Consider the following 21,876-nt stretch of genomic DNA (forward strand, 5'->3'; position numbering starts at 1 on the left):
CCCGGGGGGCGTACCGCACGCGGTACGCCCCCCGGGCCTTTTTGCGCCGGGCGGCATAGCAGCGGACACCCGCAGGCGTCACAAGGAACACAGGGGCCGGGCACAGTGCCCACCCGGGGGAAGAGAAGGTGACGATGGATGCCGCAGCACAGGACAGTTTTCGGGAGTTCGTGGCGAACCGGTCGTCCGCGTTGCTGAAGACCGCGGTCCTGCTCAGCGGCGGCGACCGGCACGCCGGCGAGGACCTGCTGCAGAACGCGCTGATCAAGGCGGCGGGCCGCTGGCACCGTATCGACGAGCCGGAGGCGTACGTACGGCAGATCCTGTACCGCCAGCAGGTCAGCCGCTGGCGGCTCAAATGGCCGAGACGCGAACTCAGCGTCGCCGAACCGCCGGAGAGCGGCTCAGGCCCGGACACCCTGTCCGCGGCCGAACTGCGCGTCGTGATGCGCGCGGCGCTGTCCCGGCTCACCGCGCGCCAGCGCACCGTGCTGGTGCTGCGCTATTTCGAGGACCTGCCGGAGGCCGACGTGGCCCGCCTCGTGGGCTGCTCCGTCGGCACCGTACGGTCCACCACGCATCGCTCCCTGGCTCGACTGCGCACCCTCGCGCCCGAACTCGCCGCCCTCGGCGAAGCCGAGGCGGAGGCCGGTGCCGATGCCGAGCAGCCCCCGTCCCGTGACCACTCGCCCGTGGAGGTACGGCCGTGAACGTCGACGAACTCGTACGCGACTCCCTGCGCGAGCTGGCCGCCGAGCAGCCCTCCGCCGCACCGGGCTTCGCCGACCGCGTGCTCACAGCCCGTCGGCGTCGCCGCACGCGCAGGCTCGCCTCCGTCGCCGCGGCCACCGCCGCCGTGGTCGCCGTCGCGGTGGCGGTGCCGCTGCTGGACTCCGGCAGGAAGGACGTACGTCCGGCGGGCGTGCTGGACGGGGACGCGACCGTCGCCCACCCCGACCAGTCGCCGCCACGTGAGCTGATCGCGGCAGGGAACGTGGCGCTGGCCGCGTACTACACGGCACAGCTCCAGGAGCAGTCGGAGCAGCGCGGTGCCGCGATCCGCACCTACTGGCTCCTCGACCCGGAGACGGGACGGTACGAGAAGGACACGCGGTGGTCCTACGTCGCCGTCGCACCCGGGGCGAGGACCGCCGCCGTCCTGGAACGGGGGCTGCTGCCCGCCCACCGGATCGGCCTGCTGGACCTCGCGACGGGGGAGGTCCAGCGGTGGATCCCGGTCGAGCGCGGAGTCGGCGGTCTGGCGTTCTCGCGCGATGGGAGGAGGCTCGTGGCGACGACGTACGAGGAGAACCCGGATCTGCGCGTCAAGTTCAAGACTTCCTCAGGCGGGGCCCAGTGGATGGCGGGCCACCTCGGCCGGTCCAGCCGCAGCGGCTTTCACATCCTCGACGTGGCCTCCGGAAGCGGCTCATGGGCCGCCGTCCCGTCCGGCCCGGATATCAACGACCGCCAGGACTTCGCCTTCAGCGGCACCGGCGAGCTGGTGTACTCGCAGGTCATCGGCACCAAGAGCGGGATGCAGCGGTTCTACGACCGCACCGGCCGCGAGGTCGCCGCCCCCGCCGAGGAACGGTACCTGCGGTCCGACGTAGGCGCCCGGCTGTCCCCGGACGGCAGCCTCGCCGCCCTCGGTCTGACGAGGGAGGTCGACCCCGGCAAGTCGTACTCCTCGATCCGCGATCCCCGCACCGGCGAGGAGATCACCAAGGTGCGTGGCGCGGAACTCCTGGCCTGGGCCGACGAACGGCGGCTCATCGCCTGGGAACGGACCACCGGCCTGGACGAGCCGTACCTGCCGCGCCTCGTGCTGGTCACGATCGGCAGCGACAAGGTCGTACCGCTGAGCGGCGCCCGCGAGCAGAACCGGGATCTGAACCGCTCGGAGTGGGAGCCCGTCTTCGCCCGGCGCTGATCAGCCGGCCGTGAACTCCTCGTACACCGCCAGCAACCCGTCGACCGCCCCCCGGTCGGCGGGGCGCAGCGGCGCGCGGACCGGGCCAGCCGGCAGACCGAGTGCGTTGAGGAGGGCCTTGGCGGTGACCGTGCCGGGCAGGCCCGCCGACATCATCGCCTCGATCAGCGGTGTGGCCCGCTGTTGGAGGCGGGCGGCGACAGGGGTGTCGCCCGCCTCGAACGCGTCGAGCACCGCGCGCAGTTGACGCGGCACGATGTTCGCGACCGTGCTGATGTAGCCCGCCCCACCCACCGCGTAGAGGGCGAGGTTGTGCTCGTCGCAGCCCGCGTAGTACGCCAGGTCCGTGCGGGCGAGCACCTTCTGGGCGCCGAGGAAGTCGTACGAGCAGTCCTTGACGGCGACGACACGGGGGTGCTCGGCGAGCCGGATCACGGTGTCCGGCTCGATGCGCGTGCCGGTGCGGCCGGGGATGTCGTACAGCACGATCGGCAGACCGGAGGCGTCCGCCACCTCGCGGAAGTGGGCCTCGACGGCGTCCTGCGGGGGCTTGCTGTAGTACGGCGTGACCACCAGCAGACCGTCCGCGCCCGCCTTTTCGGCCTCCAGCGCGAGTTCGACGGTGTGCCGCGTATCGAAGGTGCCGACGCCCGCCACGACCGTCGCCCGGTCGCCCACCGCCTCCCGGGCCGCGGCGACGAGCGCCGACTTCTCGGCGTCCGTGGTGGTCGGCGACTCGCCCGTCGTACCCGAGAGCACCAGTCCGTCGCAGCCCTCGGACACCAGCCGCTCGGCGAGCCGCTGCGCTCCGTCGAGGTCGAGCGCGCCCTCCTCGGTGAAGGGCGTGATCATGGCGCAGAGGGCGCGGCCGAAGGGGGAGTCCGTAGTCATGGTAGTAGTCTCGGCGCGATCACCTCGTAGCTCCACTTAATTCTTCTACGAGGTATTGGTAAGTGATGCTGTGATGTCGGGCCGGGTGGCGTGTGCGCCGAAGGGTTGAGGCCCTATGTCCAACGCGGGCCCTCATGGGTCACCATGGCCCAGACGGTCAACCGACGTGCAGGGCCATGGGAGGCGTCATGAAGCTCGGCAAGGCACTCGCCACCGGCGTCGCGGAAGAGCAGCCGCGCAGCCACGACGAAGAACTCGAACTCCCCGAGGAGATCAGGGAAGTCGAGGCGTCCGCGCCCGAAGAGGTACCGGCCGCCCGATGAGACTGCGGCTTCCGGAGGAACGCCCGACGGAGCCGCCGACCGGATACAAGATCGCCCACCCGGTGCTGTCCCAGGACGGCACCCGGGCCGGGTTCACCGGTGTGTCGCTGGGCGGTGCGCTGCCGTACGGGGTCCTCGACGAGGCCCGGTGCGTCTACGGACTGCGGCACCGTGCGCCGCACCGCCGCTGCGACTGCGGCTTCCACTGTGTGCACGACCGTACGGCGGCCGAGGCGCTGCTCACCACCGCCGAGAACCGTGCGGCCGTGCTGCTGGAGGTCTCGGTCCTGGGCGCCTACATCCGGTTCGAGCGCGGCTTCCGGTATGCGCGGCAGCGGGTGCGTACCGCGACGGTCGGACCGTGCGCGTGCGGAGCCGTCGCGGCGGCCCTCGCCGACGCCGGCTGGGGCAGGCCGGGCTGGTACGGGCTGGCCCCCTCCTGCGCGGCCTGTGTCCGCGGTCGTACGTCCCTGTCGCTCGCCGGGTTCGCGCGACTGGCCGGGGAGCGGCTGCGCGTGATCGCGGGGAGCGGCGCCACGGCGGTGTCGGCGGCCGACCTCGACATGCCCGAACTTGTCGCGGAGGCTGCCCTGTTGCAGGCCCGCCTCGACTGGTTCCAGACCCAGCTGGCCCGCCTCGGTGGACGCGGGAAGGGGTAGCGGGGTCCTGTGCGGGTACCCGGGCCTTCCGAGCAGGGCCATCACCCGGGAAAGGCACAGCGATGACGGACAGGACAGCACCGGAGCACACGGTCGGCGGGGTCAAGGGACCCGATGAGCTGCGACAGCAGCTCGGACACACCGCGAGCCGACTCGGCCGTACCGTCGAGGAGTTGGCCGACAAGGCCGACCTGAAGACCCGAGCCGCCGACCTCAAGGACAGGGCGGGCGCGATGACCGTGCAGTTGCGCAGCACCGCCACCCACGCCGGCCACACCGTGGAGCACAGCGTCCCGCGCCCCGTCGCGAACGTCGTCCAGGCCGGTCTGCGGCACCCCCGGCCGGTGGTCATCGTTGGCGCCGCCGCGGGTGCGGTGGTCGTGGCGGGGCTGCTGCGGCGGCGGCACAACGGCCACCACTGAGCCGCGTCGGCTCCCCTCGTCCGCCGCCGGGAACCCCACTCCGCCCAGGACGGTGAGCTCCGTGCGCCGCGGCGGGGACGTCGGCGCCAAGCGCTCCGCCGGCTGTGCCGATATGCGGCTGCGCCGCGGGGCAGCGATGTGCCGTTGATCGTCTGCCGCGCCGTCGTGGCCGGTCGCGCAGTTCCCCGCGCCCTTTGGGGCGCTGCCGAACCGCACCGGGCTTCGCCGGACCCGTGACCCGCAGTGGAAGGGTGGCGATGGCGGTGGAGTCGCAGCGCACGACGACCTCGTCCGCCCGGAGGTCTCGGCGCCCTTCTTCAGTATCTGGCGGGTGGCGACGCCCGAGTGGCAGCAGCAGACCGCCGAGGTGATCGCCCGCACCTGGGAGCGCCGCCCGTGGCCCGCCGGCGACCTGTTCGGCTACCACGTCTACACCGGGCACGACGGCTCCACGCCGGCATCGAGCGGGTCGCGCTCGCCCGGTACCGGCGCTACCGCAGCCATGAGCGCACGGCCGGCGACCCCCGGGTTCCGGGGCTCATCGTGACCGTGCGGATCGACTTCGAGCCGGAGGCCGCCGGCAGGCGGCGGGACTGGGTCGACCTCGTGGTCCAGGCGCTCGCCGACGATTCCACCGGCCATCGCGGCCTGATATCGGCCCACTTCCATCTCGCCACCGACGGGACCCACGTCCTCAACTACGCCGAAGGGGAGAGCGGCCAGGCCTACGGCGACGCACTCGCGGCACCCGGCGAGGGCATCGGTGCCAGCCGCTACGACCACGCCGCACCGAAAACTTCACCCTCCTGGACAAAAAAAGTTGTCGGTGGGACAGTGGATCCATGTTGGACGTGACCGTGATCGAGGACCCCGAGGCCGCAGCCGTCTCCCTGGACCCCATCAGGGCCCGGCTGCTCGCCGAGCTGGCGGCCGGACCCGCGTCGGCCGCCATGCTGGCCGGCAAGGTCGGACTGCCCCGCCAGAAGGTGAACTACCACCTCAAGGCGCTGGAGCGGCACGGCCTGGTCGAGCTGTCGGGAGAGCGCCGCAAGGGCAACGTCACGGAGCGGCTGATGCGCGCGACGGCGGCGTCGTACGTCATCTCGCCGCTCGCGCTCGCCTCCGTGCAGCCCGACCCGGACCGCTTCCGGGACCAGCTGTCCGCGCGCTGGCTGCTGGCGCTGGGCGCCCGGCTCGTCCGGGACGTCGGTCAGCTGATCACCGGCGCGACGAAGGCCCGCAAGCGGCTCGCGACGTACGCGCTCGACGGCGAGGTCCGCTTCGCCTCGGCCGCCGACCGGGCCGCGTTCATCGAGGAGCTGACGGCCGGCGTGAGCGGGCTGATCCGCAAGTACGACGCCTCCGATGCCGAGGGCGGCCGTGACCACCGGATCGTCGTGGCCGTCCATCCCACGGTGAAGCAACAGCCCGAGCCCACGGTCGAACAGGCAGAGATTTCCGAGAGCTGATACCCAGGAGTGCACCATGTCCAAGGAATTCGAGATCGCCCGCGAGTTTGAGGTCGACGCCACGCCCGAGGAGGTGTGGGAGGCCGTGACCGCCGGGACCGGCGGCTGGCTGTGGCCGATGGAGGCGCCCGAACCGCGTGAGGGCGGCGCGGGGCCCTTCGGGTCCAAGGTCACCGCCTGGGACCCGCCGCACCGATACACCAACCGCGTCGAGGACGTCGACGGCATCTCCGAACAGACCCTCAACCAGCTCGACTACACCATCGAGCCGCGCGACGAGGGCCGCCGCGCCTGGGTGCGGTACGTGCACAGCGGGATCTTCGTCGACGACTGGGACAACCAGTACGACGGCGCGAACCGGCACACCGACTTCTACATGCACACCCTGCGCGAGTACCTCACGCGCTTCCGGGGCCGCCCGGTCACCGCCTTCGCCACCTTCGACGGACCCGAGGAGTCCAAGACCTCCGACGCGTTCGTCACCGTGGGGCGGGCGCTGGGGCTCGCGGACGACACCGCCGAGGGCGCGGCCGTCCAGGTGCGCGGTCCCGAGGGCCGACTCCTCGACGCCGTCGTCGACTTCCGCAACCCGTACTTCCTCGGACTGCGCACGGACGACGCCCTCATCCGCTTCTTCGGACGCAACCACTGGAACTACATGGTCGGCATGTCCGTGCACGACTTCGCACCGGGCGCCGACGCCAAGGCGGACGAGGAGACGTGGAAGGGCTGGCTGAACGGCGTGTTCAGCCAGCCCTGAGCACACGGGGTGTTACGGCCTGAACCGCAGCACCTGCGGGTCGTGGTCGCTGATCTGGTCGTTGAACTCCGCGTTGATGTGCACGCTGTCGTACGTGAAGTCGCAGCTGTAGCGGATCGACGGGGAGATGAGGATCTGGTCGAGGACCTGGCTGTTGCCCTGGTAGTCGTAGGTGTAACGCTCGCTCTTCGGCAGCGACTTGATCGCCGACCACAGCGCGCCGTCGCTCTCGAGGATCTTCGTGGTGTCGGAGAACTCGAAGTCGTTGATGTCGCCGAGCGTGATGACGTCCGCGTTCTTCTGCTTGGCCAGGATCTCCTTGACGAAGGCGTTCACCGCCGTCGCCTGGGCGTGGCGCTGGGTCTCCGAGCTGCGGGCCGGCGGCTGGTACTGCGCGGTCAGACCCTGGTCGCCACCCTTGGAGTTGAGGTGGTTGGCGATCAGGAAGACGGTCTTGCCACGGAAGACGAACTCGCCGGCCAGCGGCTTGCGGCTGTTCGCCCAGGCCGTGTTGGCCGGGTCGATCCGGCCGGGGGAGGCGGTCAGCTGCGCCTTGCCGTGCACCTTCGTGACACCGACGGCGGTGGTGGCGTCGCCGCCCGCGCGGTCGGTGAAGGAGACCCGCTCCGGGTTGAACAGGAACACCTGGCGGATGTTGCCGCCCGGCTCGCCGCCGTCCGTGTTGTTGGTCGGGTCGATGGAGCGCCAGTCGTACGTCGGCCCGCCCGCGGCGGCGATCGCGTCGATCAGCTTCCGGACGGTCTGGTCGGCGGCGACCGTGCCGTCGTTGGTCGCGCCGTTGTTGTCCTGGATCTCCTCCAGGGACAGGATGTCGGGCGACTGGAGGTTGTTCACGATCGCGGCCGCGTGCTCCTCGAAGGAGGAGTCCGACGGGTCGAGGTTCTCGACGTTGTACGTCGCCACCGCGAGCTCGCTCCGGGACTGCTTGCGGGTCGTCTCCCGCTCCAGGCCGCCGCTCTTCAGCGTGCCGATCTCGCTCGCGACGAGCGTGTAACCCCCGAACTGGTTGTAGTCCAGCGGACCGGCGGTGGTGCCGGTGAGGGTGTCGCCCACGTTCGCGACCGGGAAGTCGGCGACCGCGCCGAGGGACTGGATCTGGAGGCGGCCGGTGTTCTGCGAGGTGTACGAGCCGTAGAGCGTGCCGCCGTGGCGGGTGGTGTTCTCGCGCGGCTTCACCGTCACCCACAGCTCGGTGTACGGGTCGGTGGCGCCGACCACGCGGGTGTCGGAGACCTGGACGTTCATGCCCTCCAGGGACTCGTAGTAGTCCAGGGCGTACGTCGACGGCTGGAGCGTCAGGCCGTTGACCGACCCGTTCGCGGCGGTGTCGCCGGCCGGGGCGTAGGCGGCGGGCACCGACTTCGCGCCGATCCTGGTCGCGGCCGGGACCGCGTTGCCGCTGGAGACCACGGTCACCGTCGGCCGCGTGATCTCGGTGAGCGACTGGTTGCCGGACGACGTGCCGCCCGGGACGTACTCCGAGACCGTGCCCGACACCGTGACCGAGTCGCCGACGGCGACCTTCGGAGCGGAGCTGGTGAAGACGAAGACGCCCTCACTGGTGGCCGGGTTGTCGTCCGGGCTCGGATCCTGGAGCCAGAACCCTCTGGACGAGCCGTAGGTGCGTATGCCGGTGACGATTCCGGCCACGTCCGTGACCGTCTCTCCGGCGTACGGGGATATCCGGGTGCTGCCCTGGATGTCATGGACGCGCACCGAGTCCGCGTGCGCGGGCGAGGTGAGGACGATCGTGGACGCCGCGGAACAGACGGCGGCGACAGTGAGCGCGGCGAGACGCGCGGAACTCTTGCTCGGCAAGGGATCCCTCCGGGGACGTACGTGGGCGCCGGGACGAGGGTGGTGCGAGGGTGACGCATGAGGCGCGAATGACGCGCGGATGACGCGCGTAGAAAAGAGTGAACAGTTGTCCCCCCTGTTTCTACGCGCGTCAATCTCCTGCCTGATCACGCCAGTTGTCAAGGTTCCAGCCATGTACACGGCCTGACCGGGAGATGAACCGGGCGGCATGGGTCGAAATCCGTCTAGGCTGAGCGCCAGAGTGGTAGGACGTGCCCGAGGAGAACCAGCCGATGTCAGACAGCTCCCCCTTGCCGCCGGTGCGGCTGCACCCCGAAGCGGAGCTGGCGCGGGACGCGCTGTCCACGCCGTTGCTGTCCCGGGCCGTACGGCTCGCCCGCTGGGCCGGGTCCGAGACCCGGGTCGACGCAGGCGGTGGACTCGTCGAAGAACAGCTGCCCATGGCCGCCGAGGCCCTCGGGCTGACCGGCGACGACGCCGCGGCCTTCGCCAGTGAGGCCTGGCGGGTCGCCGTCGACACCGGGCTCGTCGAGGTCGTCGACGAGGAGGAGGGCACGGTCGGGGTGGGCGAGGATCTCGCGCTGCTCACCGGCGGTTCGCCGCACGACGTGCTCGCGGTCTGGCTCGCGGCGCTGGAGACGGTGCTGGCCGATGCGAGCGTGCCGGACATCGACGACCTGGTCGAGGCGGTGGACGAGGGCGGCGGGATCGACTTCTCCTCCCTCGACTGGAACCCGGAGGCGGAGGCGGAGTTCCTCGACGGCGTGCTGGGGAACCTGTACCTGCTGACGGTCAGCGAGGACGGTCCGGGTGACGGGACCGTGCCGTTGCCCGCACTGGCCGCGTCCATGATCGTGCCCAGCGACATGGGGGAGCCCACCAACGACGTCCTGGAGCAGGTCTCCGACGCGATGATGCGCCTCGACGACCAGTTCCGGCTGCTGGCGCCGGTCGGACTCGTCGACTTCCAGCCGGTCGACGAGGCGCTGATGGCCGACGCCGACGAGGAGCCCGCGGCGCCGATCGACGACACCGACGTCTCCCGCTACGGCATGGTCCGGCTGACCCCGCTCGGCCTCTACGGGCTGCGGGCGCGACTGCTGGAGGCCGGGATCGAGGCGCCGGCCGTCGGCGACCTCGCGGACAAGGGCGCGGACGCGCTGCTCGACGGGACGTCCACGTTCCCGCCGGCCGCCGCGCAGGCCGAGACCGAGCAGTGGCTGGCCCGCCGTGAACCCCTCGCCGCGGCACGGGAGTTGCTGGCCGCGGCGCGCGGGTCGGACGCGGGGGCGCCGCTGCGGAGGCTGCGCTGCCAGCAGGCGCTGTCGCTGGTCGGCCCGGAGGCCGGGCCCGCACTGCGGGAGGTGCTCGACGACGCGGAGCTGGGCGGGCTGGCCCGGGTCTGGCTCACCGAGCACGGGGCGCCCGACGTTCCCGCGCCGTCCGAGGCCATGGTGTTCTGGCTGACCATCGACACGGTGGCCGCCCAACTCGCCGCCGAGGGCAACTCCGAGGAGCTGCGAGGACTGGTGGAGGGGCTCGCCGAACAGCATGGCGGCTTCTTCGCGGCGGCCTGGCGGGTGGAGCATCCGGCGACCGCGGATGTGCTGGAGGCGATGGGGCGGTTGCATCCGGACAAGCGGGTCGCCAAGGAGGCGCGGAAGGCGGCGTTCAAGGCGCGGTCGCAGCACGGGGGGTAACGGGCGGGTGGTGTGTGCGGGTTTGTGGGGGCTGGTCGCGCCCACGCGGCGGAGACGCATATCTGATGCAGTCCCGCGCCCCTTTGGGCGTTGTTCAATCGGCGTTCATGCGGCGGCGGGAACGTTGCGCCGCAACCGAGGTCCGCCACCCTCCACGGCATACCCACCGTCACAGGAGTAAGCATGTCGCTCACCCGCAGGGACTTCGCCAGAAACTCCGCGATCACTGGCGCCGGTGTTGCGCTCGCAGGCAGTGTCGGCGCCCTCGCCACCGCCCCGAACGCGCTCGCCGCCACCGACATCGAGAGCGAGGGTACTCAGGCGGCGCACTCGCACGGTCGTGTCGGGTACGGACCGCTGATCGCCGACCCCGACGGCCTCCTCGCGCTGCCCGCCGACTTCACGTACCGCGTCATCACCTACAGCGGCAAGACCAAGCTGGAGTCGGGTGAGTTCACCCCGTCCAACCACGACGGCACGGCCACCTTCGACGGCCCGCGCGGCACCACGCTGCTGGTCAACAACCACGAGCTCGCCGGCCCCCGCGCCAACTGGCCCCACCCCGTGCCGCTCACCGAGGGCCTCGTCTACGACCCGGCGGCGGCCGGCGGCTGCACGGTCGTCGAGGTGCGACCCGGCGGCAAGGTCGCCGAGTGGGTCGGCATCGCCGGCACCGCCACCAACTGCGCCGGCGGCAGCACCCCCTGGGACACCTGGCTGACCTGCGAGGAGACCGAGGACAAGGCCGGCACCAACGGCTTCACCAAGGACCACGGCTACGTCTTCGAGGTCGACCCCGCCGACCGCCGCGCCAACAAGAGCCCCAAGCCGATCAAGGCGCTCGGCCGCTACGCCCACGAGGCCGTCGTCATCGACCCCAAGCGCGGCCACGCCTACCTCACCGAGGACGCCGCGGGCCCCAACGGCCTGCTCTACCGCTGGGTCCCGGAGGACGGCTTCTGCCACGGCCGCGGCAAGCTGCGCCACCTCGCCGACGACGCGGGCGAGCTCCAGGCCGCCAAGTGCTTCGACTCCGGCGGCAAGTTCATCGACGACCTCTCCCGCGCCACCAAGATCGGCACGGTCTACGGCGTCGACTGGATCGAGGTCCCCGACCGCGACGCCAGGACCACGCCTACCCGCAAGCAGTTCACCGACGCCCAGATCACCCGCTGCCGCAAGCTCGAGGGCATGTGGTGGGGCGACGGCGGCGCCTACATCGTCTCCTCGTTCGCCCGTGCCGAGAGCCCCGGCAAGCCGCACGACGGCCAGGTCTGGTTCTACGACCCCAAGCGCCGCACGCTGACCCTGAAGGTCCTGCTCGGCGTCAACGCCGACCCTTCCGAGGAAGGCGCCTTCGACAGCCCCGACAACATCACCGTCTCCCCGTACGGCGGCCTGATCATCGCCGAGGACGGCAACGGCATCCAGCACCTGTTCGGCGCGACCGAGAGCGGCCGGACCTACCCGATCGCCCGCAACGAACTGAACCTGGGCACCGAGGAGGAGCCCGAGTACAGCGAGTTCACCGGCGTCACCTTCTCGCCCGACGGCAAGATCCTCTACGCCAACATCCAGACGCCGGGGATCATGCTCGCCATCACGGGGCCCTGGAAGCGGCAGCGGCGCTGAGCCGGATCGCTCGACGGCGTAGGCGTGTGCGGTCCGGCATCGACATTCGGTGCCGGACCTTTGCGTGTACACCCTTGTCCGCGAGCAGCACTGACATCTAACATTTCAGTTCGTGGAGGCCATACCGCGCACCCTGCTCCGGGACCGCGCCTACGAAGCGATCCGGGACGCCATCGTCGCCGGTGACATCGAGCCCGGCGCGGTCGTGCGGGATGCCGATCTCGCCGAGCGGCTGGGGCTGTCCCGGGCGCCGGTGCGGGAGGCGTTCTCGCGGCTGGTGGACGAGGGGCTGCTGGAGAGCAAGCCGCAGAGCTACACGCGGGTGACCCCGGTCGTCGCGGCCGACGTACGGGACGCGGCCGCGGTCGTCGGAGCTATGCACGAGCTGGTCACCCGGGTCGCGGTGCCCCGGCTGACCGCCGCGGACATCGAGATGATGCGTGCGGCCAACGAACGGTTCGCGGACGCCGTCCGCGCGGGCGACATCGACACCGCGTTGCGCGCCGACGACGAACTGCACGACGTCCTCGTCAGGGCCGGCGGCAACCGCGCGGCCGCCGCCACAGCCGCCCGCTACACCCCCCTCATCCGCCGGCTGGAGCGACGCCGCTTCGGTGAGGGCGGCACCTGTAGCTCTCCCGGGCTGCACGAACGGCTGATCGTGGCCTGCGCGGACGCGGACGTGGACGAGGCGGTCCGTGTCACCGCGGAAATCTGGCGCACTCTCCTGGACCTGGCCGACCCCGACTGAGCCAAGGAGGCTCCATGTCCCTCTCCTCGTACGAGCGTTACCCCCTTCTCCTCGGCCCCTCGCCCGTGCACCGGCTGGAGCGGCTCACCGATCATCTCGGTGGCGCCTCCCTCTGGGCCAAGCGCGAGGACTGCAACTCCGGTATCGCGTACGGCGGCAACAAGACCCGCAAGCTGGAGTACCTGATAGCCGACGCCCTCGCGAAGGGCTGCGACACGCTCGTCTCGATCGGCGGGGTGCAGTCGAACCACACCCGCCAGGTCGCCGCCTGTGCCGCCCGCGCCGGGCTCAAGTGCGTGCTCGTGCAGGAGAGTTGGGTGGAGTGGCCGGACTCCGTGTACGACAAGGTCGGCAACATCCTCATCAGCCGACTCGCCGGCGCCGACGTACGGCTCGTGCGGGCCGGGTTCGGGATCGGCTTCAAGGAGAGCTGGGAGCAGGCGCTGCGCGAGGTGGAGGAGGCGGGCGGCACGCCGTACGCCATCCCCGCCGGTGCCTCCGACCATCCGCTCGGCGGGCTCGGCTTCGCCGGATGGGCCTATGAAGTCGCCGAGCAGGAGCGGGAGTCGGGCGTCTTCTTCGACATCGTGATCGTGTGCTCGGTGACCGGGTCGACACAGGCCGGCATGGTCGCCGGATTCCGTGCGCTTGAAGAGGCGGGCGGGCGGCAGCGGCGCGTGATCGGCATCGACGCGTCGGCCGACCCCGTCCGCACCCGGGAGCAGATCGCGCGGATCGCCCAGCGCACCGGGCAACTCATCGGTGTGCAGAAGGAGTTGACGGAAGCGGACGTCGAGCTGGACGAGCGGTACCACGCGGGCATCTACGGCATTCCCGACGAGGTGACGCTCGCGGCGATGCGGCTCGCCGCCCGGACCGAGGGGATGGTCACCGACCCCGTCTACGAGGGCAAGTCGATGGCCGGGATGATCGACCTCGTCTCGCGCGGGGAGATCGGCCCTGAATCCACCGTGCTCTACGCCCATCTCGGCGGACAGCCCGCCCTCAACGCGTACAGCGCCCTGTTCTAGGCGCGGCCCATCGCGCGGGCCAGCCCGAGACCGTCCATGTAGTCACGGACGTGCACGATCAGGCCGTCGCGGACCCGGATGACGAGGAGTCCCGGGACGGAGAAGGACTGGCCGGTCGAGGTCAGGGTCCCGCTGACGGTCTGCTCGACCACGATCACCTCGGGGTCGGTGCTCTCGTGCACGGCGACGTCGTGGATCTCTCGCGGCTGCGCCGGGCTCCCGCCCCAGGCCGCCCGATAGCCGGCCCGGACCTCTTCGCTGCCCTGGAAGCGCGGGGGCATACCGGGGGCGGTGAACGGGAATTCGTGGACGCCGTCGACCGCGTACAGGTCCGCCAGGTCGTCCGCGGACATGTCCAGCATCGCCTGCTGATAGCGGGCCAGGATGTCACGAGGGCCTGATGCAGGCGGGGTGGGCATGGGGGGGGGGGCTCCCTGATTGCAGGGCTGAAGGGTCGTTGATTGCAGGGCGCCCCCACTGGCGGGGGCGCCCTGCGAATCGTAGCGACTCGTACATCGACTCCTGCAGTGACTTCTACAGCGACTGGGCCGCCGGCTTCACCATGCCCCGTACCGTGCGGGACTTGACGAAGTCGCCCATCGCCGTCATCTCCCACTCGCCGGAGAACTGGCGGATCATCTTCGCCATCAGTACGCCGGTCTGCGGCTCGGCGGTGGTCAGGTCGAAGCGGACCAGCTCCTCGCCGGTCGCCGCGTCCAGGAGGCGGCAGTAGGCCTTGGCCACCTCGGTGAACTTCTGGCCGGAGAAGGAGTTGACGGTGAAGACCAGGCCGGTGACCTCCTGCGGGAGCCGGCCGAGGTCGACGACGATGACCTCGTCGTCTCCTCCGCCCTCGCCCGTGAGGTTGTCGCCGGAGTGCTTGATCGCGCCGTTCACGATGGACAGCTTGCCGAAGTAGCAGCTGTCGATGTGATTGCGCTGCGGGCCGTACGCGATGACCGACGCGTCCAGGTCGATGTCCTTGCCGCGGTACGCAGGCTCCCAGCCGAGGCCCATCTTGACCTGGGAGAGCAGCGGGCGGCCGCCCTTGACGAGGGACACGGTCTGGTTCTTCTGAAGGCTGACCCGGCCCTTGTCGAGGTTGATCTTCCCGGCGCCGGGCGCGGGGGGCGCGGGCGGGGCCGGGGGAGCGGCGGGAGCCTGGGGTGCCGGGGGCGTGGACATGGGCGGGGCCGGTGGGGTGACCGGGGGCTGCATGGTGGGCTGCGGCGGGGCGACGGGGGCGGCCGGGGCCGGTTCCTCCACGCTGACGCCGAAGTCGGTGGCGATGCCGGCCAGGCCGTTGGAGTAACCCTGGCCGACCGCGCGGGCCTTCCAGGCGCCGTTGCGCAGATAGATCTCCACGACCACCAGGGCCGTCTCGGTGCCGAGCTGCGGGGGCGTGAAGGTGGCCAGGACGTTGTTGTCGTTCGCGTTGCGGATCGTGGCCGTGGGTTCGATGCCCTGGAAGGTCTGGCCTGCGGCGTCCGGGCTCGCCGTGACCACGATCTTCTCGATGCCCGGGGGGAGCGCGGCCGTGTCGACCGTGATCGCGTCGGGGGCCGTGCCGCCGCCCGAGCTGTATGTCACGCCGGGGCCGCTGGGCTGGTTGTAGAAGATGAAGTCGTCGTCCGAGCGGACCTTGCCGTCGGCGGTGAGCAGCAGGCCCGATACGTCGAGCCGCACCGGGGCGGCGACGTCCACCGTCACGCGCGCGGTGGAGAGAGGGATGTTCGAGCCGGGGGTCATAGCTGTCATGCCCGGTGAACGAGCGAGGGCGTTTTACCGTTCCCTTACTCTGCGGCCAATTGGACGAGCGGGTTCAGCGGCGGTTGCGGGGGTGGTTGCGGGCGGTGCGTTCGTTGCCGTGCTTGTAGTTTCCCGTCCAGCGGGCCATGACGAGTTGGGCGTCGCCGGATTCCACCTCCGTGAGGAAGTCTTCGGCTCGGGGGCCGCGGAGGGTGGTGGCGGGGTGGCCGTGGTGGGTGATGCGGACGGTGCCGTCTGGGTGGGCCTCGTAGTGGAAGCCGTGCGGGCTTGGCATGGTCCGGATCGTACGGGTGTGGGGTGGTCCGGCCCAGGGGTTTTCGCCCCCGCCGCCCCTACCCGTCCCGTCCCTGGGGGCTGCGCCCCCAGACCCCCTCGTCCTCAAACGCCGGACGGGCTGGATGTTGCGGACCTGCGCCGAAATCCAGCCCCTTGGGGGTCCCCCCTCTGGGGGAGTTTGAGGAGCGGGGGTCCAGGGGGCGGAGCCCCCTGGAGGACGGGAACATCTACGGCACCACCACGATCTTGCGGCCCACGCCCGACGCGAACTGGTCCAGGGCTTCCGGGTAGCGGTCCAGTGGGATTCGGTCGCTGATGAATACGTCGGGGTCCAGGACGCCGGTCGCGAAGAGTTCGGCCGCGCGCTCGAAGCTGTGGAGGACGGCCATCGAGCCGGTGATGGTGATCTCCTGGTTGTAGATGCGGTACGGGTCGATCGTCACGCGCGTCGCGTAGTCCGCCACCCCGAACTGAAGGAACGTCCCCGCCTTCGCCACCCGCTCCAGACCGTCCTGGATGGCCGCCGCGTTACCGGTGGCGTCGATGACGAGGTCCCAGCCCTGGGGGCGGTCGAGCTCGTCGGGGTTCGCGGCGGAGGCGGAGACGCCCAGGCTGCGGGCGGTTTCCAGACGGGTGGGGTTGACGTCGACCACGTCCACGCTCGCCGCGCCGGTCCGCTTGGCGAGCTCCAGCATCATCAGGCCCATCGTGCCGGAGCCGTAGATGAGGACGTGGGCGCCTAGGCGGGACTGGAGGACGTCGTAGCCCCGGACCGCGCAGGACAGGGGTTCCACCAGTGCCGCGTCCTGGGTGCGGACGTGTTCGGGGAGCCGTACGCAGTTCGCCACCGGAGCGACCGCGTAGCGTGCCGCGCCGCCGGCCGTCGTCACGCCGATCGCCGCCCAGCGCTCGCAGAGGTTGTTGTGGCCCGTGCGGCAGTAACGGCACTCGTAGCAGTAGAGGGAGGGATCGACGGCCACTCGGTCGCCCACCGACAACTCCGTGACCTGCGTGCCGACCCCGACCACCTCGCCCGCGAACTCGTGCCCGGGCACGATCGGCAGCTTGGGCGCGAACTCGCCCTGGAGGATGTGGAGATCGGTGCCGCAGAGGCCGCACGCGGCGACCTCGACGACCACCTGGCGGGGGCCCGGCGTCGGGTCGGGGACCTCGGCGACGACGGCCCGGCCCACGGACTCGATGACGGCGGCCTTCATTTCACGGCTCCCAACGACAGGCCCTGGACCAGCTTGTCCTGGGCGGCGAACCCCGCGGCGAGCACCGGCAGGGAGATCACGAGCGACGCGGCGCACACCTTCGCCAGGAACAGGCCCTGGCTGGTGATGAAGCCGGTCAGGAAGACGGGGGCCGTCTCGGCCACGACGCCGGTCAGCACCCGCGCGAAGAGCAGTTCGTTCCAGCTGAAGATGAAGCAGATCAGCGATGTCGCGGCGATGCCGGGGAGGGCGATGGGGGCCACCACGCGCGCGAGGACGGTCGGCAGGTTCGCGCCGTCCACCCGTGCCGCCTCGATCACCTCCACCGGGACCTCGGACAGGAACGACTGCATCATCCACACCGCGATCGGCAGGTTCATGGAGGTGTAGAGGATGACCAGCAGCCAGATGTTGTCCAGCATGTCCGTGTTCTTTGCGAACAGGTAGATCGGGAGCAGGCCCGCCACCACCGGCAGCATCTTCGTGGACAGGAAGAAGAACAGTACGTCCGTCCACTTCTTCACCGGGCGGATCGACAGCGCGTACGCCGCCGGGAGGGCCAGGAGGAGTACGAACAGCGTCGATGCCACCGATGCCACGGTGGAGTTGATCAGGGACGGCCAGGGGCTGGCGCCGCCGCCCGTGCCGAAGAACTCGCGATAGCCGTCCAGGGTGAGCGCCGCTCCGAAGGACGGCGGGTTGGTCGCCGCGTCCTCCTCCGAGTGGAAGGACGTCAGCGCCATCCAGGCGATGGGCAGGAAGAAGACGATGCCGGCCAGCCAGGCCACCAGGCCCAGGCTCACGCCCTTGCGCTTGCGGATGCGTACGGCGATGTCGCTCATGCGCGGCCCACCTCCTCGCGGAACAGGGACGACACGACGCGCAGGGCGAAGGTCGCGATGATGATCGAGCCGATGACCACCAGGACGCCTGCGGCCGAGGCGAGGCCGTTCTCATGGGCCTGGTAGAAGCTCTGGTAGACGGTGTACGGGAGGTTCGCGGTGCCCAGACCGCCCGAGGTGATCGTGAAGACCGCGTCGAAGTTCTGGACGATGTAGATCGAGCCCAGCAGGGCGCCCAGCTCCAGGTACCGGCGCAGGTGCGGAAGCGTCAGATAGCGGAAGATCTGCCAGTCGCTCGCGCCGTCCACCCGCGCGGCCTCCATCTGCGCCTGGTCGCGGCTCTGCAGGCCCGCCAGCAGGATCAGCATCATGAACGGGGTCCACTGCCAGACCAGGGCCGCCTCGACCGCGAGGAGCGGTGTGTTGGAGATCCAGTCCGGTTGTGGGCCGCCGACATAGTGCAACAGGCCGTTGAACAGGCCGTATTCGGGGTTGTAGAGGACGTGCTTCCAGAGCAGGGCGGCGGCCACCGGGACCACCAGGAACGGGGCGATCAGCAGGGTGCGGACCAGTCCCCGGCCCTTGAACTTCCGGTCCAGGAGCAGGGCCAGGACCAGGCCGAGGACGAGGCTGGCCAGCACCACGGCCACGGTGAGCAGGATCGTGGTCCACACCGAGCGGCGCAGGTCCGCGTCGGTGAGGACTTCGGAGTAGTTGCCGAAGCCGGTGAACTCGCGGGCGTCGGGGTAGAGCGCGTTCCAGTCGAAGAACGAGATCACCAGCGTGGCCACGAACGGCAGCTGGGTCACGACGATCATGAAGATCAGGGCGGGGAGGAGGGGGGCGCGGGTGGCCCAGGCGCGCATACGGCCCGAGGGGCCCTTCATGGCGCGGACGGATGGTGCGGCGATCGGAGCGGTGGTCGTGGCGGTCATCGTCCCTCGTACTCCTCGGAGATCTTCTCGGCGAGCTGCTGGGACTTCTCCAGGGCCGAGTCCACGGACTGGCGTCCGGCGATGGCCGCGCTGATCTCCTGGGAGACCTTGGTGCCGAGGTCGGTGAACTCGGGGATGCCGACGAACTGGATGCCGGGCGCGGGGCGCGGCTGCACTCCCGGGTCCTCCGGACGGGCGCCCTCGATGGCTTCCTTGGTCATCTCCTGGAAGGCGGCGGCCTCCGCGCGGTAGTCGGGGTTGTCGTACGTCGACGCGCGCTTTCCGGCCGGTACGTCGGACCAGCCGACCTCGTCGCCGACCAGTTGCTCGTACTGCTTGCTGGACGCCCAGGACACGAACTTCCAGGCCTTGTCGGGGTTGCGGGAGGCGTCCTGGATGCCCCAGGCCCAGGTGTAGAGCCAGCCGGAGGACTCGGTCTTCTCGACCGGGGCGGGGGCGTAGCCGACCTTGCCCTTGACCGGGGAGTCGGCGGACTCCAGGGAGCCGGCCGCGGAGGTGGCGTCGTACCACATGGCGACCTTGCCCTGGGTCATGTTGTTCAGGCACTCGGCGAAGCCGGACTGGGGGGCGCCGGACTCGCCGTGGTCGCGGACGAGGTCGACATAGAACTTCACGGCCTTCTCCCACTCGGGGGAGTCGAGCCGGGCCTTCCAGTCCTTGTCGAACCAGGTGCCGCCGAAGGTGTTCACGACCGTGGTGAGCGGTGCCATGACCTCGCCCCAGCCGGGCAGGCCGCGCAGGCAGATGCCCTTCATCCCGGACTCGGCGCCGTCGAGCTTGGCGGCGAGGTCCGCCACCTGGGTCCAGGTGGGGTGGGCCGGCATGGTCAGACCCTCCTTCTCGAACACGTCCTTGCGGTACATCAGGAAGGACGACTCGCCGTAGAAGGGCTGGCCGTAGAGCTTGCCGTCCTCGGCGGTGAGGGACTGGCGCATCGGCTTGAGGATGTCCTGCTCGTCGTAGGCCGGGTCCTTGGCGACGTAGGAGTCCATCTCGTGCAGCCAGTCGTTGCGGGCGTAGATCGGTATCTCGTAGTTGGACAGGGTCGCCACGTCGTACTGGCCCGCCTGGTTGGCGAAGTCCTGGCTGATCTTGTCGCGGACGTCGTTCTCGGGCAGCACGGTGAAGTTGACCTTGATGCCGGTCTCTTTGGTGAAGTGCGCGGCGGTGAGCTTCTGGAGCTCCACCATCTGCGGGTTGTTCACCATCAGGACGTTGATCGAGTTGCCGCCCGCCCCGGCCCCGCCCGCGCCGACCCAGCAGCCGGTGAGCAGCGGGGCGAGCAGCGTCCCTGCGGCGACCGCGGCGAATGTCGCTCGCGGCCTCCGTCGGCTCTGGGTTCGCATGGATCGCTCCTGAACATTTGGGGAGATAAAGGGTGTTGCCGGGCGTGAAGGCGCCCTACAGGAGGTGCGTTGGACTTTCAGACCCGGATGACCTGCGGGCCCAGCAGTGAGTAGCGGTGGGCCTCGGCCGTCGGGAGCAGAGTGCTGGTGACGATCGCCTCCAGCGCGCCGACCTCGGCGAACCGGCAGAAGCTGACCGCCCCGAACTTGGTGTGCACACCCGCGAACACGGTGCGCCGGGAGGCGCGTACGGCCTGTGCCTTGACCTCGCTGACCGCGGGGTCGGGGGTGGTCAGACCGTGTTCGCGGGAGATGCCGTTGGCGCCGATGTAGGCGAGGTCGATGACGAAGCCGGCGAGCATCTTCGTCGTCCAGTGGTCGACGGTGGCGAGGGTGCCGGAGCGGACCCGGCCGCCGAGGAGCAGTACCGAGATGTGCTCGGCCTCGGCGAGCGTGCCGGCGACCGGCAGGGACGCGGTGACCACGGTCAGCGGCCGGTCCCGGGGGAGCGCCTCGGCGATGAGCTGCGGGGTGAACCCCTCGTCGACGAAGACGGTCTCGGCGTCCCCGAGCAGCTCGGCCGCGGCGGCCGCGATGCGTCGCTTCTCGGGGACATGGCTGGTGGCGCGGAAGGCGAGCGTCGTCTCGAAACCGGCGCTCTCCACGGGATACGCGCCGCCGTGTGTGCGGCGCACCAGACCGTGGTCCTCCAGGGCGCGCAGATCCCGGCGTACGGTCTCCTTGGCCACGCCCAGTTCGGCGGCGAGCGCGGTGACGTCGACCGAGCCGCTGGCGCGGGCGACCTGGACGATCTCCCGCTGGCGTTCCTCTGCCGTCCTGGTGCTCATGGCCGACACCTGCCTCCGTGCTACGCGCCGCTGCGTTTTTGGTTCGTTCGCCTACGGGCGCTTTCAGCCGCCCTTTCGGCTCACTCGTTGCCCGTTCGGGCCCGGTGAGGCCCATGGAGGAAGTTCTACAGCGGGGGCGCGGCACTGACCAGGTCTGTTGCGCGCCCGATACTGCCCGTGTGTGCCCGTTCGACTCTCCGCTTGCCCGCCTCGGACCAGGGCGGCTGTCGAACAGGGCGTGAGATCGGGCACGACCGGTGCCCGGATACGGCGAAGGGCGGGCCCGTTCGGTGCCCGCCCGTCCCGGAGGCGCTCTTGCGCACGTATCAGTAAGGCCAGATCGGCGGGTCGCTCACGAAGTGGCCGCCGAGGTAGGCGTGCGCCACGTTCTCCGGGTCGAGCTCGCCCTGCTCGGCGATGAGCTTCTCGGCGTACGGCTCGGAGTCGTCCTGCGGTGCGTAGCCGAGCGCTCGCGCGGTGGTCAGGTCCCACCACAGCCGGGTGTTGGCGGAGGAGCCGTAGACGACGGTGTGGCCGACGTGCTCGGCGGTCAGGGCCGCGTGGAAGAGGCGGGCGCCGTCGGCCGGGCTCATCCACACCGAGAGCATGCGCACGCTGGTCGGTTCGGCGAAGCAGGAGCCGATGCGCACGGAGACGGTCTCCAGGCCGTGCTTGTCCCAGTAGAACTGGGCGAGGTCCTCGCCGAAGGACTTGGACAGGCCGTAGAAGGTGTCCGGGCGGCGCGGGGTGTCGATCGGGATCAGCGCACTCGCGTCAACAGGTGGGGCGCCCTGCGGGCGGGGCGTGAAGCCCACCGCGTGGTTGGAGGACGCGAAGACGATGCGCTCGACGCCCTCCTGGCGGGCGGCCTCGTACAGGTTGTACGTCCCCTCGATGTTCGCCTTCAGGATTTTCTCGAACGGGGCTTCCAGGGAGATGCCGGCGAGATGGATGATCGCGTCGACGCCCCGGACGGCCTCGCGCACGGCGTCCTTGTCGGCGAGGTCGGCGACGATCGCGTCCGGCTCGCCCTCGATCGGGCGCAGATCGAGCAGGCGGAGTGTGTAGCCGTAGTCCGGGAGCAGCTCCCGCATCAGGGTGCCGAGCCCGCCGGCGGCACCGGTGAGCAGAAGGGTGCGGGGAGCGGGCATCCTCGGGTCTCCTTGAGTAGACGGACGCATTCGTGGACAGCATTCACATTCATGGACACG

22 protein-coding genes and 1 pseudogene are annotated in these 21,876 nt (G+C 70.5%); 12 read left to right on the forward strand and 11 right to left on the reverse strand.

Annotated elements, in window-relative coordinates; translation table 11 throughout:
• The first annotated feature begins 134 nt into the window (after positions 1-134).
• Positions 135-710 carry a SigE family RNA polymerase sigma factor gene (locus ACIHFB_RS11790; protein WP_365278096.1) on the forward strand — a complete coding sequence of 192 codons (576 nt, stop codon included), beginning with the start codon at positions 135-137 and terminating at the stop codon, positions 708-710.
• A complete protein-coding gene (locus ACIHFB_RS11795) occupies positions 707-1,933 on the forward strand; it encodes a YncE family protein (RefSeq protein ID WP_400126576.1) in 1,227 nt (408 codons plus the stop codon). The genes ACIHFB_RS11790 and ACIHFB_RS11795 overlap by 4 nt, the downstream gene beginning before the upstream one ends.
• Here the strand turns inward: ACIHFB_RS11795 and dapA are convergent, their stop codons facing one another.
• The gene (dapA, locus tag ACIHFB_RS11800) at positions 1,934-2,824 is read right to left on the reverse strand and encodes a 4-hydroxy-tetrahydrodipicolinate synthase (protein ID WP_400126578.1); all 891 of its coding nucleotides are present in this window, start codon (positions 2,822-2,824) and stop codon (positions 1,934-1,936) included. It abuts the gene before it with no gap.
• Between the two features lie 188 nt (positions 2,825-3,012).
• Between dapA and ACIHFB_RS11805 the strand changes: the two genes are divergently transcribed.
• The 6 genes and pseudogenes from ACIHFB_RS11805 to ACIHFB_RS11830 all read left to right on the forward strand — a co-directional run bounded on the left by ACIHFB_RS11805 (position 3,013) and on the right by ACIHFB_RS11830 (position 6,457).
• Positions 3,013-3,147: a hypothetical protein gene (locus tag ACIHFB_RS11805; RefSeq protein ID WP_282612963.1), complete on the forward strand. Its 135-nt coding sequence runs from the start codon at positions 3,013-3,015 to the stop codon at positions 3,145-3,147.
• The gene (locus tag ACIHFB_RS11810; protein WP_365278107.1) at positions 3,144-3,806 is read left to right on the forward strand and encodes a hypothetical protein; all 663 of its coding nucleotides are present in this window, start codon (positions 3,144-3,146) and stop codon (positions 3,804-3,806) included. Before ACIHFB_RS11805 ends, ACIHFB_RS11810 begins: the two co-directional genes overlap by 4 nt.
• Before the next feature lie 62 nt (positions 3,807-3,868).
• Positions 3,869-4,228: a DUF3618 domain-containing protein gene (locus ACIHFB_RS11815; protein ID WP_365278109.1), complete on the forward strand. Its 360-nt coding sequence runs from the start codon at positions 3,869-3,871 to the stop codon at positions 4,226-4,228.
• A 274-nt stretch (positions 4,229-4,502) separates the two neighbouring features.
• A pseudogene (locus tag ACIHFB_RS11820) lies at positions 4,503-5,083 on the forward strand (antibiotic biosynthesis monooxygenase); the annotation flags it as partial.
• On the forward strand, positions 5,071-5,697 hold the full coding sequence (locus ACIHFB_RS11825) for a helix-turn-helix domain-containing protein (RefSeq protein WP_365278117.1): 627 nt from the start codon (positions 5,071-5,073) through the stop codon (positions 5,695-5,697). The pseudogene ACIHFB_RS11820 and the gene ACIHFB_RS11825, both read left to right, overlap by 13 nt.
• 16 nt (positions 5,698-5,713) lie before the next feature.
• Positions 5,714-6,457 (forward strand): SRPBCC domain-containing protein, encoded by a 744-nt coding sequence (locus ACIHFB_RS11830; protein ID WP_365278120.1) that lies wholly within the window; start codon positions 5,714-5,716, stop codon positions 6,455-6,457.
• Between the two features lie 12 nt (positions 6,458-6,469).
• Here ACIHFB_RS11830 and ACIHFB_RS11835 read toward each other — a convergent pair whose 3' ends face one another.
• On the reverse strand, positions 6,470-8,296 hold the full coding sequence (locus ACIHFB_RS11835; protein WP_400126582.1) for an endonuclease/exonuclease/phosphatase family protein: 1,827 nt from the start codon (positions 8,294-8,296) through the stop codon (positions 6,470-6,472).
• A gap of 272 nt (positions 8,297-8,568) precedes the next feature.
• On the opposite strand from ACIHFB_RS11835, the gene ACIHFB_RS11840 reads away from it, so the two are divergent.
• The 4 genes from ACIHFB_RS11840 (at position 8,569) to ACIHFB_RS11855 (ending at position 13,410) form a co-directional block, all read left to right on the forward strand.
• Positions 8,569-9,996, forward strand: a complete 1,428-nt coding sequence (locus ACIHFB_RS11840; protein ID WP_400126584.1) for a hypothetical protein — start codon at positions 8,569-8,571, stop codon at positions 9,994-9,996.
• Positions 9,997-10,179: 183 nt separating this feature from the next.
• Positions 10,180-11,628: an alkaline phosphatase PhoX gene (locus tag ACIHFB_RS11845; protein ID WP_365278127.1), complete on the forward strand. Its 1,449-nt coding sequence runs from the start codon at positions 10,180-10,182 to the stop codon at positions 11,626-11,628.
• Between the two features lie 121 nt (positions 11,629-11,749).
• The gene (locus ACIHFB_RS11850) at positions 11,750-12,379 is read left to right on the forward strand and encodes a GntR family transcriptional regulator (RefSeq protein ID WP_400126765.1); all 630 of its coding nucleotides are present in this window, start codon (positions 11,750-11,752) and stop codon (positions 12,377-12,379) included.
• A 14-nt stretch (positions 12,380-12,393) separates the two neighbouring features.
• Positions 12,394-13,410, forward strand: coding sequence for a 1-aminocyclopropane-1-carboxylate deaminase (locus ACIHFB_RS11855; protein WP_400126586.1), 1,017 nt, complete (start codon positions 12,394-12,396; stop codon positions 13,408-13,410).
• Here the strand turns inward: ACIHFB_RS11855 and ACIHFB_RS11860 are convergent.
• The 9 genes from ACIHFB_RS11860 to ACIHFB_RS11900 form a co-directional block, all read right to left on the reverse strand.
• Positions 13,407-13,829, reverse strand: coding sequence for a nuclear transport factor 2 family protein (locus ACIHFB_RS11860; RefSeq protein WP_400126588.1), 423 nt, complete (start codon positions 13,827-13,829; stop codon positions 13,407-13,409). The two genes, ACIHFB_RS11855 and ACIHFB_RS11860, sit on opposite strands and share 4 nt — an antisense overlap.
• A gap of 115 nt (positions 13,830-13,944) precedes the next feature.
• Entirely contained in the window at positions 13,945-15,159 is a 1,215-nt protein-coding gene (locus ACIHFB_RS11865; RefSeq protein WP_365278298.1) for a TerD family protein, read from the reverse strand.
• A 73-nt stretch (positions 15,160-15,232) separates the two neighbouring features.
• On the reverse strand, positions 15,233-15,454 hold the full coding sequence (locus ACIHFB_RS11870) for a hypothetical protein (RefSeq protein ID WP_365278137.1): 222 nt from the start codon (positions 15,452-15,454) through the stop codon (positions 15,233-15,235).
• A 229-nt stretch (positions 15,455-15,683) separates the two neighbouring features.
• Positions 15,684-16,673, reverse strand: a complete 990-nt coding sequence (locus tag ACIHFB_RS11875; RefSeq protein ID WP_365278140.1) for a zinc-dependent alcohol dehydrogenase family protein — start codon at positions 16,671-16,673, stop codon at positions 15,684-15,686.
• Positions 16,670-17,515, reverse strand: coding sequence for a carbohydrate ABC transporter permease (locus tag ACIHFB_RS11880; protein WP_365278142.1), 846 nt, complete (start codon positions 17,513-17,515; stop codon positions 16,670-16,672). The genes ACIHFB_RS11875 and ACIHFB_RS11880 overlap by 4 nt, the downstream gene beginning before the upstream one ends.
• Positions 17,512-18,450: a sugar ABC transporter permease gene (locus ACIHFB_RS11885; protein ID WP_365278144.1), complete on the reverse strand. Its 939-nt coding sequence runs from the start codon at positions 18,448-18,450 to the stop codon at positions 17,512-17,514. Before ACIHFB_RS11885 ends, ACIHFB_RS11880 begins: the two co-directional genes overlap by 4 nt.
• Complete coding sequence (locus ACIHFB_RS11890; protein WP_365278147.1) at positions 18,447-19,817, reverse strand: sugar ABC transporter substrate-binding protein; 1,371 nt, start codon at positions 19,815-19,817, stop codon at positions 18,447-18,449. Before ACIHFB_RS11890 ends, ACIHFB_RS11885 begins: the two co-directional genes overlap by 4 nt.
• Before the next feature lie 77 nt (positions 19,818-19,894).
• Complete coding sequence (locus ACIHFB_RS11895; protein ID WP_365278150.1) at positions 19,895-20,665, reverse strand: DeoR/GlpR family DNA-binding transcription regulator; 771 nt, start codon at positions 20,663-20,665, stop codon at positions 19,895-19,897.
• Positions 20,666-20,991: 326 nt separating this feature from the next.
• Complete coding sequence (locus ACIHFB_RS11900) at positions 20,992-21,816, reverse strand: NAD-dependent epimerase/dehydratase family protein (RefSeq protein WP_400126591.1); 825 nt, start codon at positions 21,814-21,816, stop codon at positions 20,992-20,994.
• Positions 21,817-21,876 lie beyond the last annotated feature (60 nt).

This window comes from Streptomyces sp. NPDC051963, from assembly GCF_044593495.1.
In the GTDB taxonomy this organism is placed as follows: domain Bacteria; phylum Actinomycetota; class Actinomycetes; order Streptomycetales; family Streptomycetaceae; genus Streptomyces.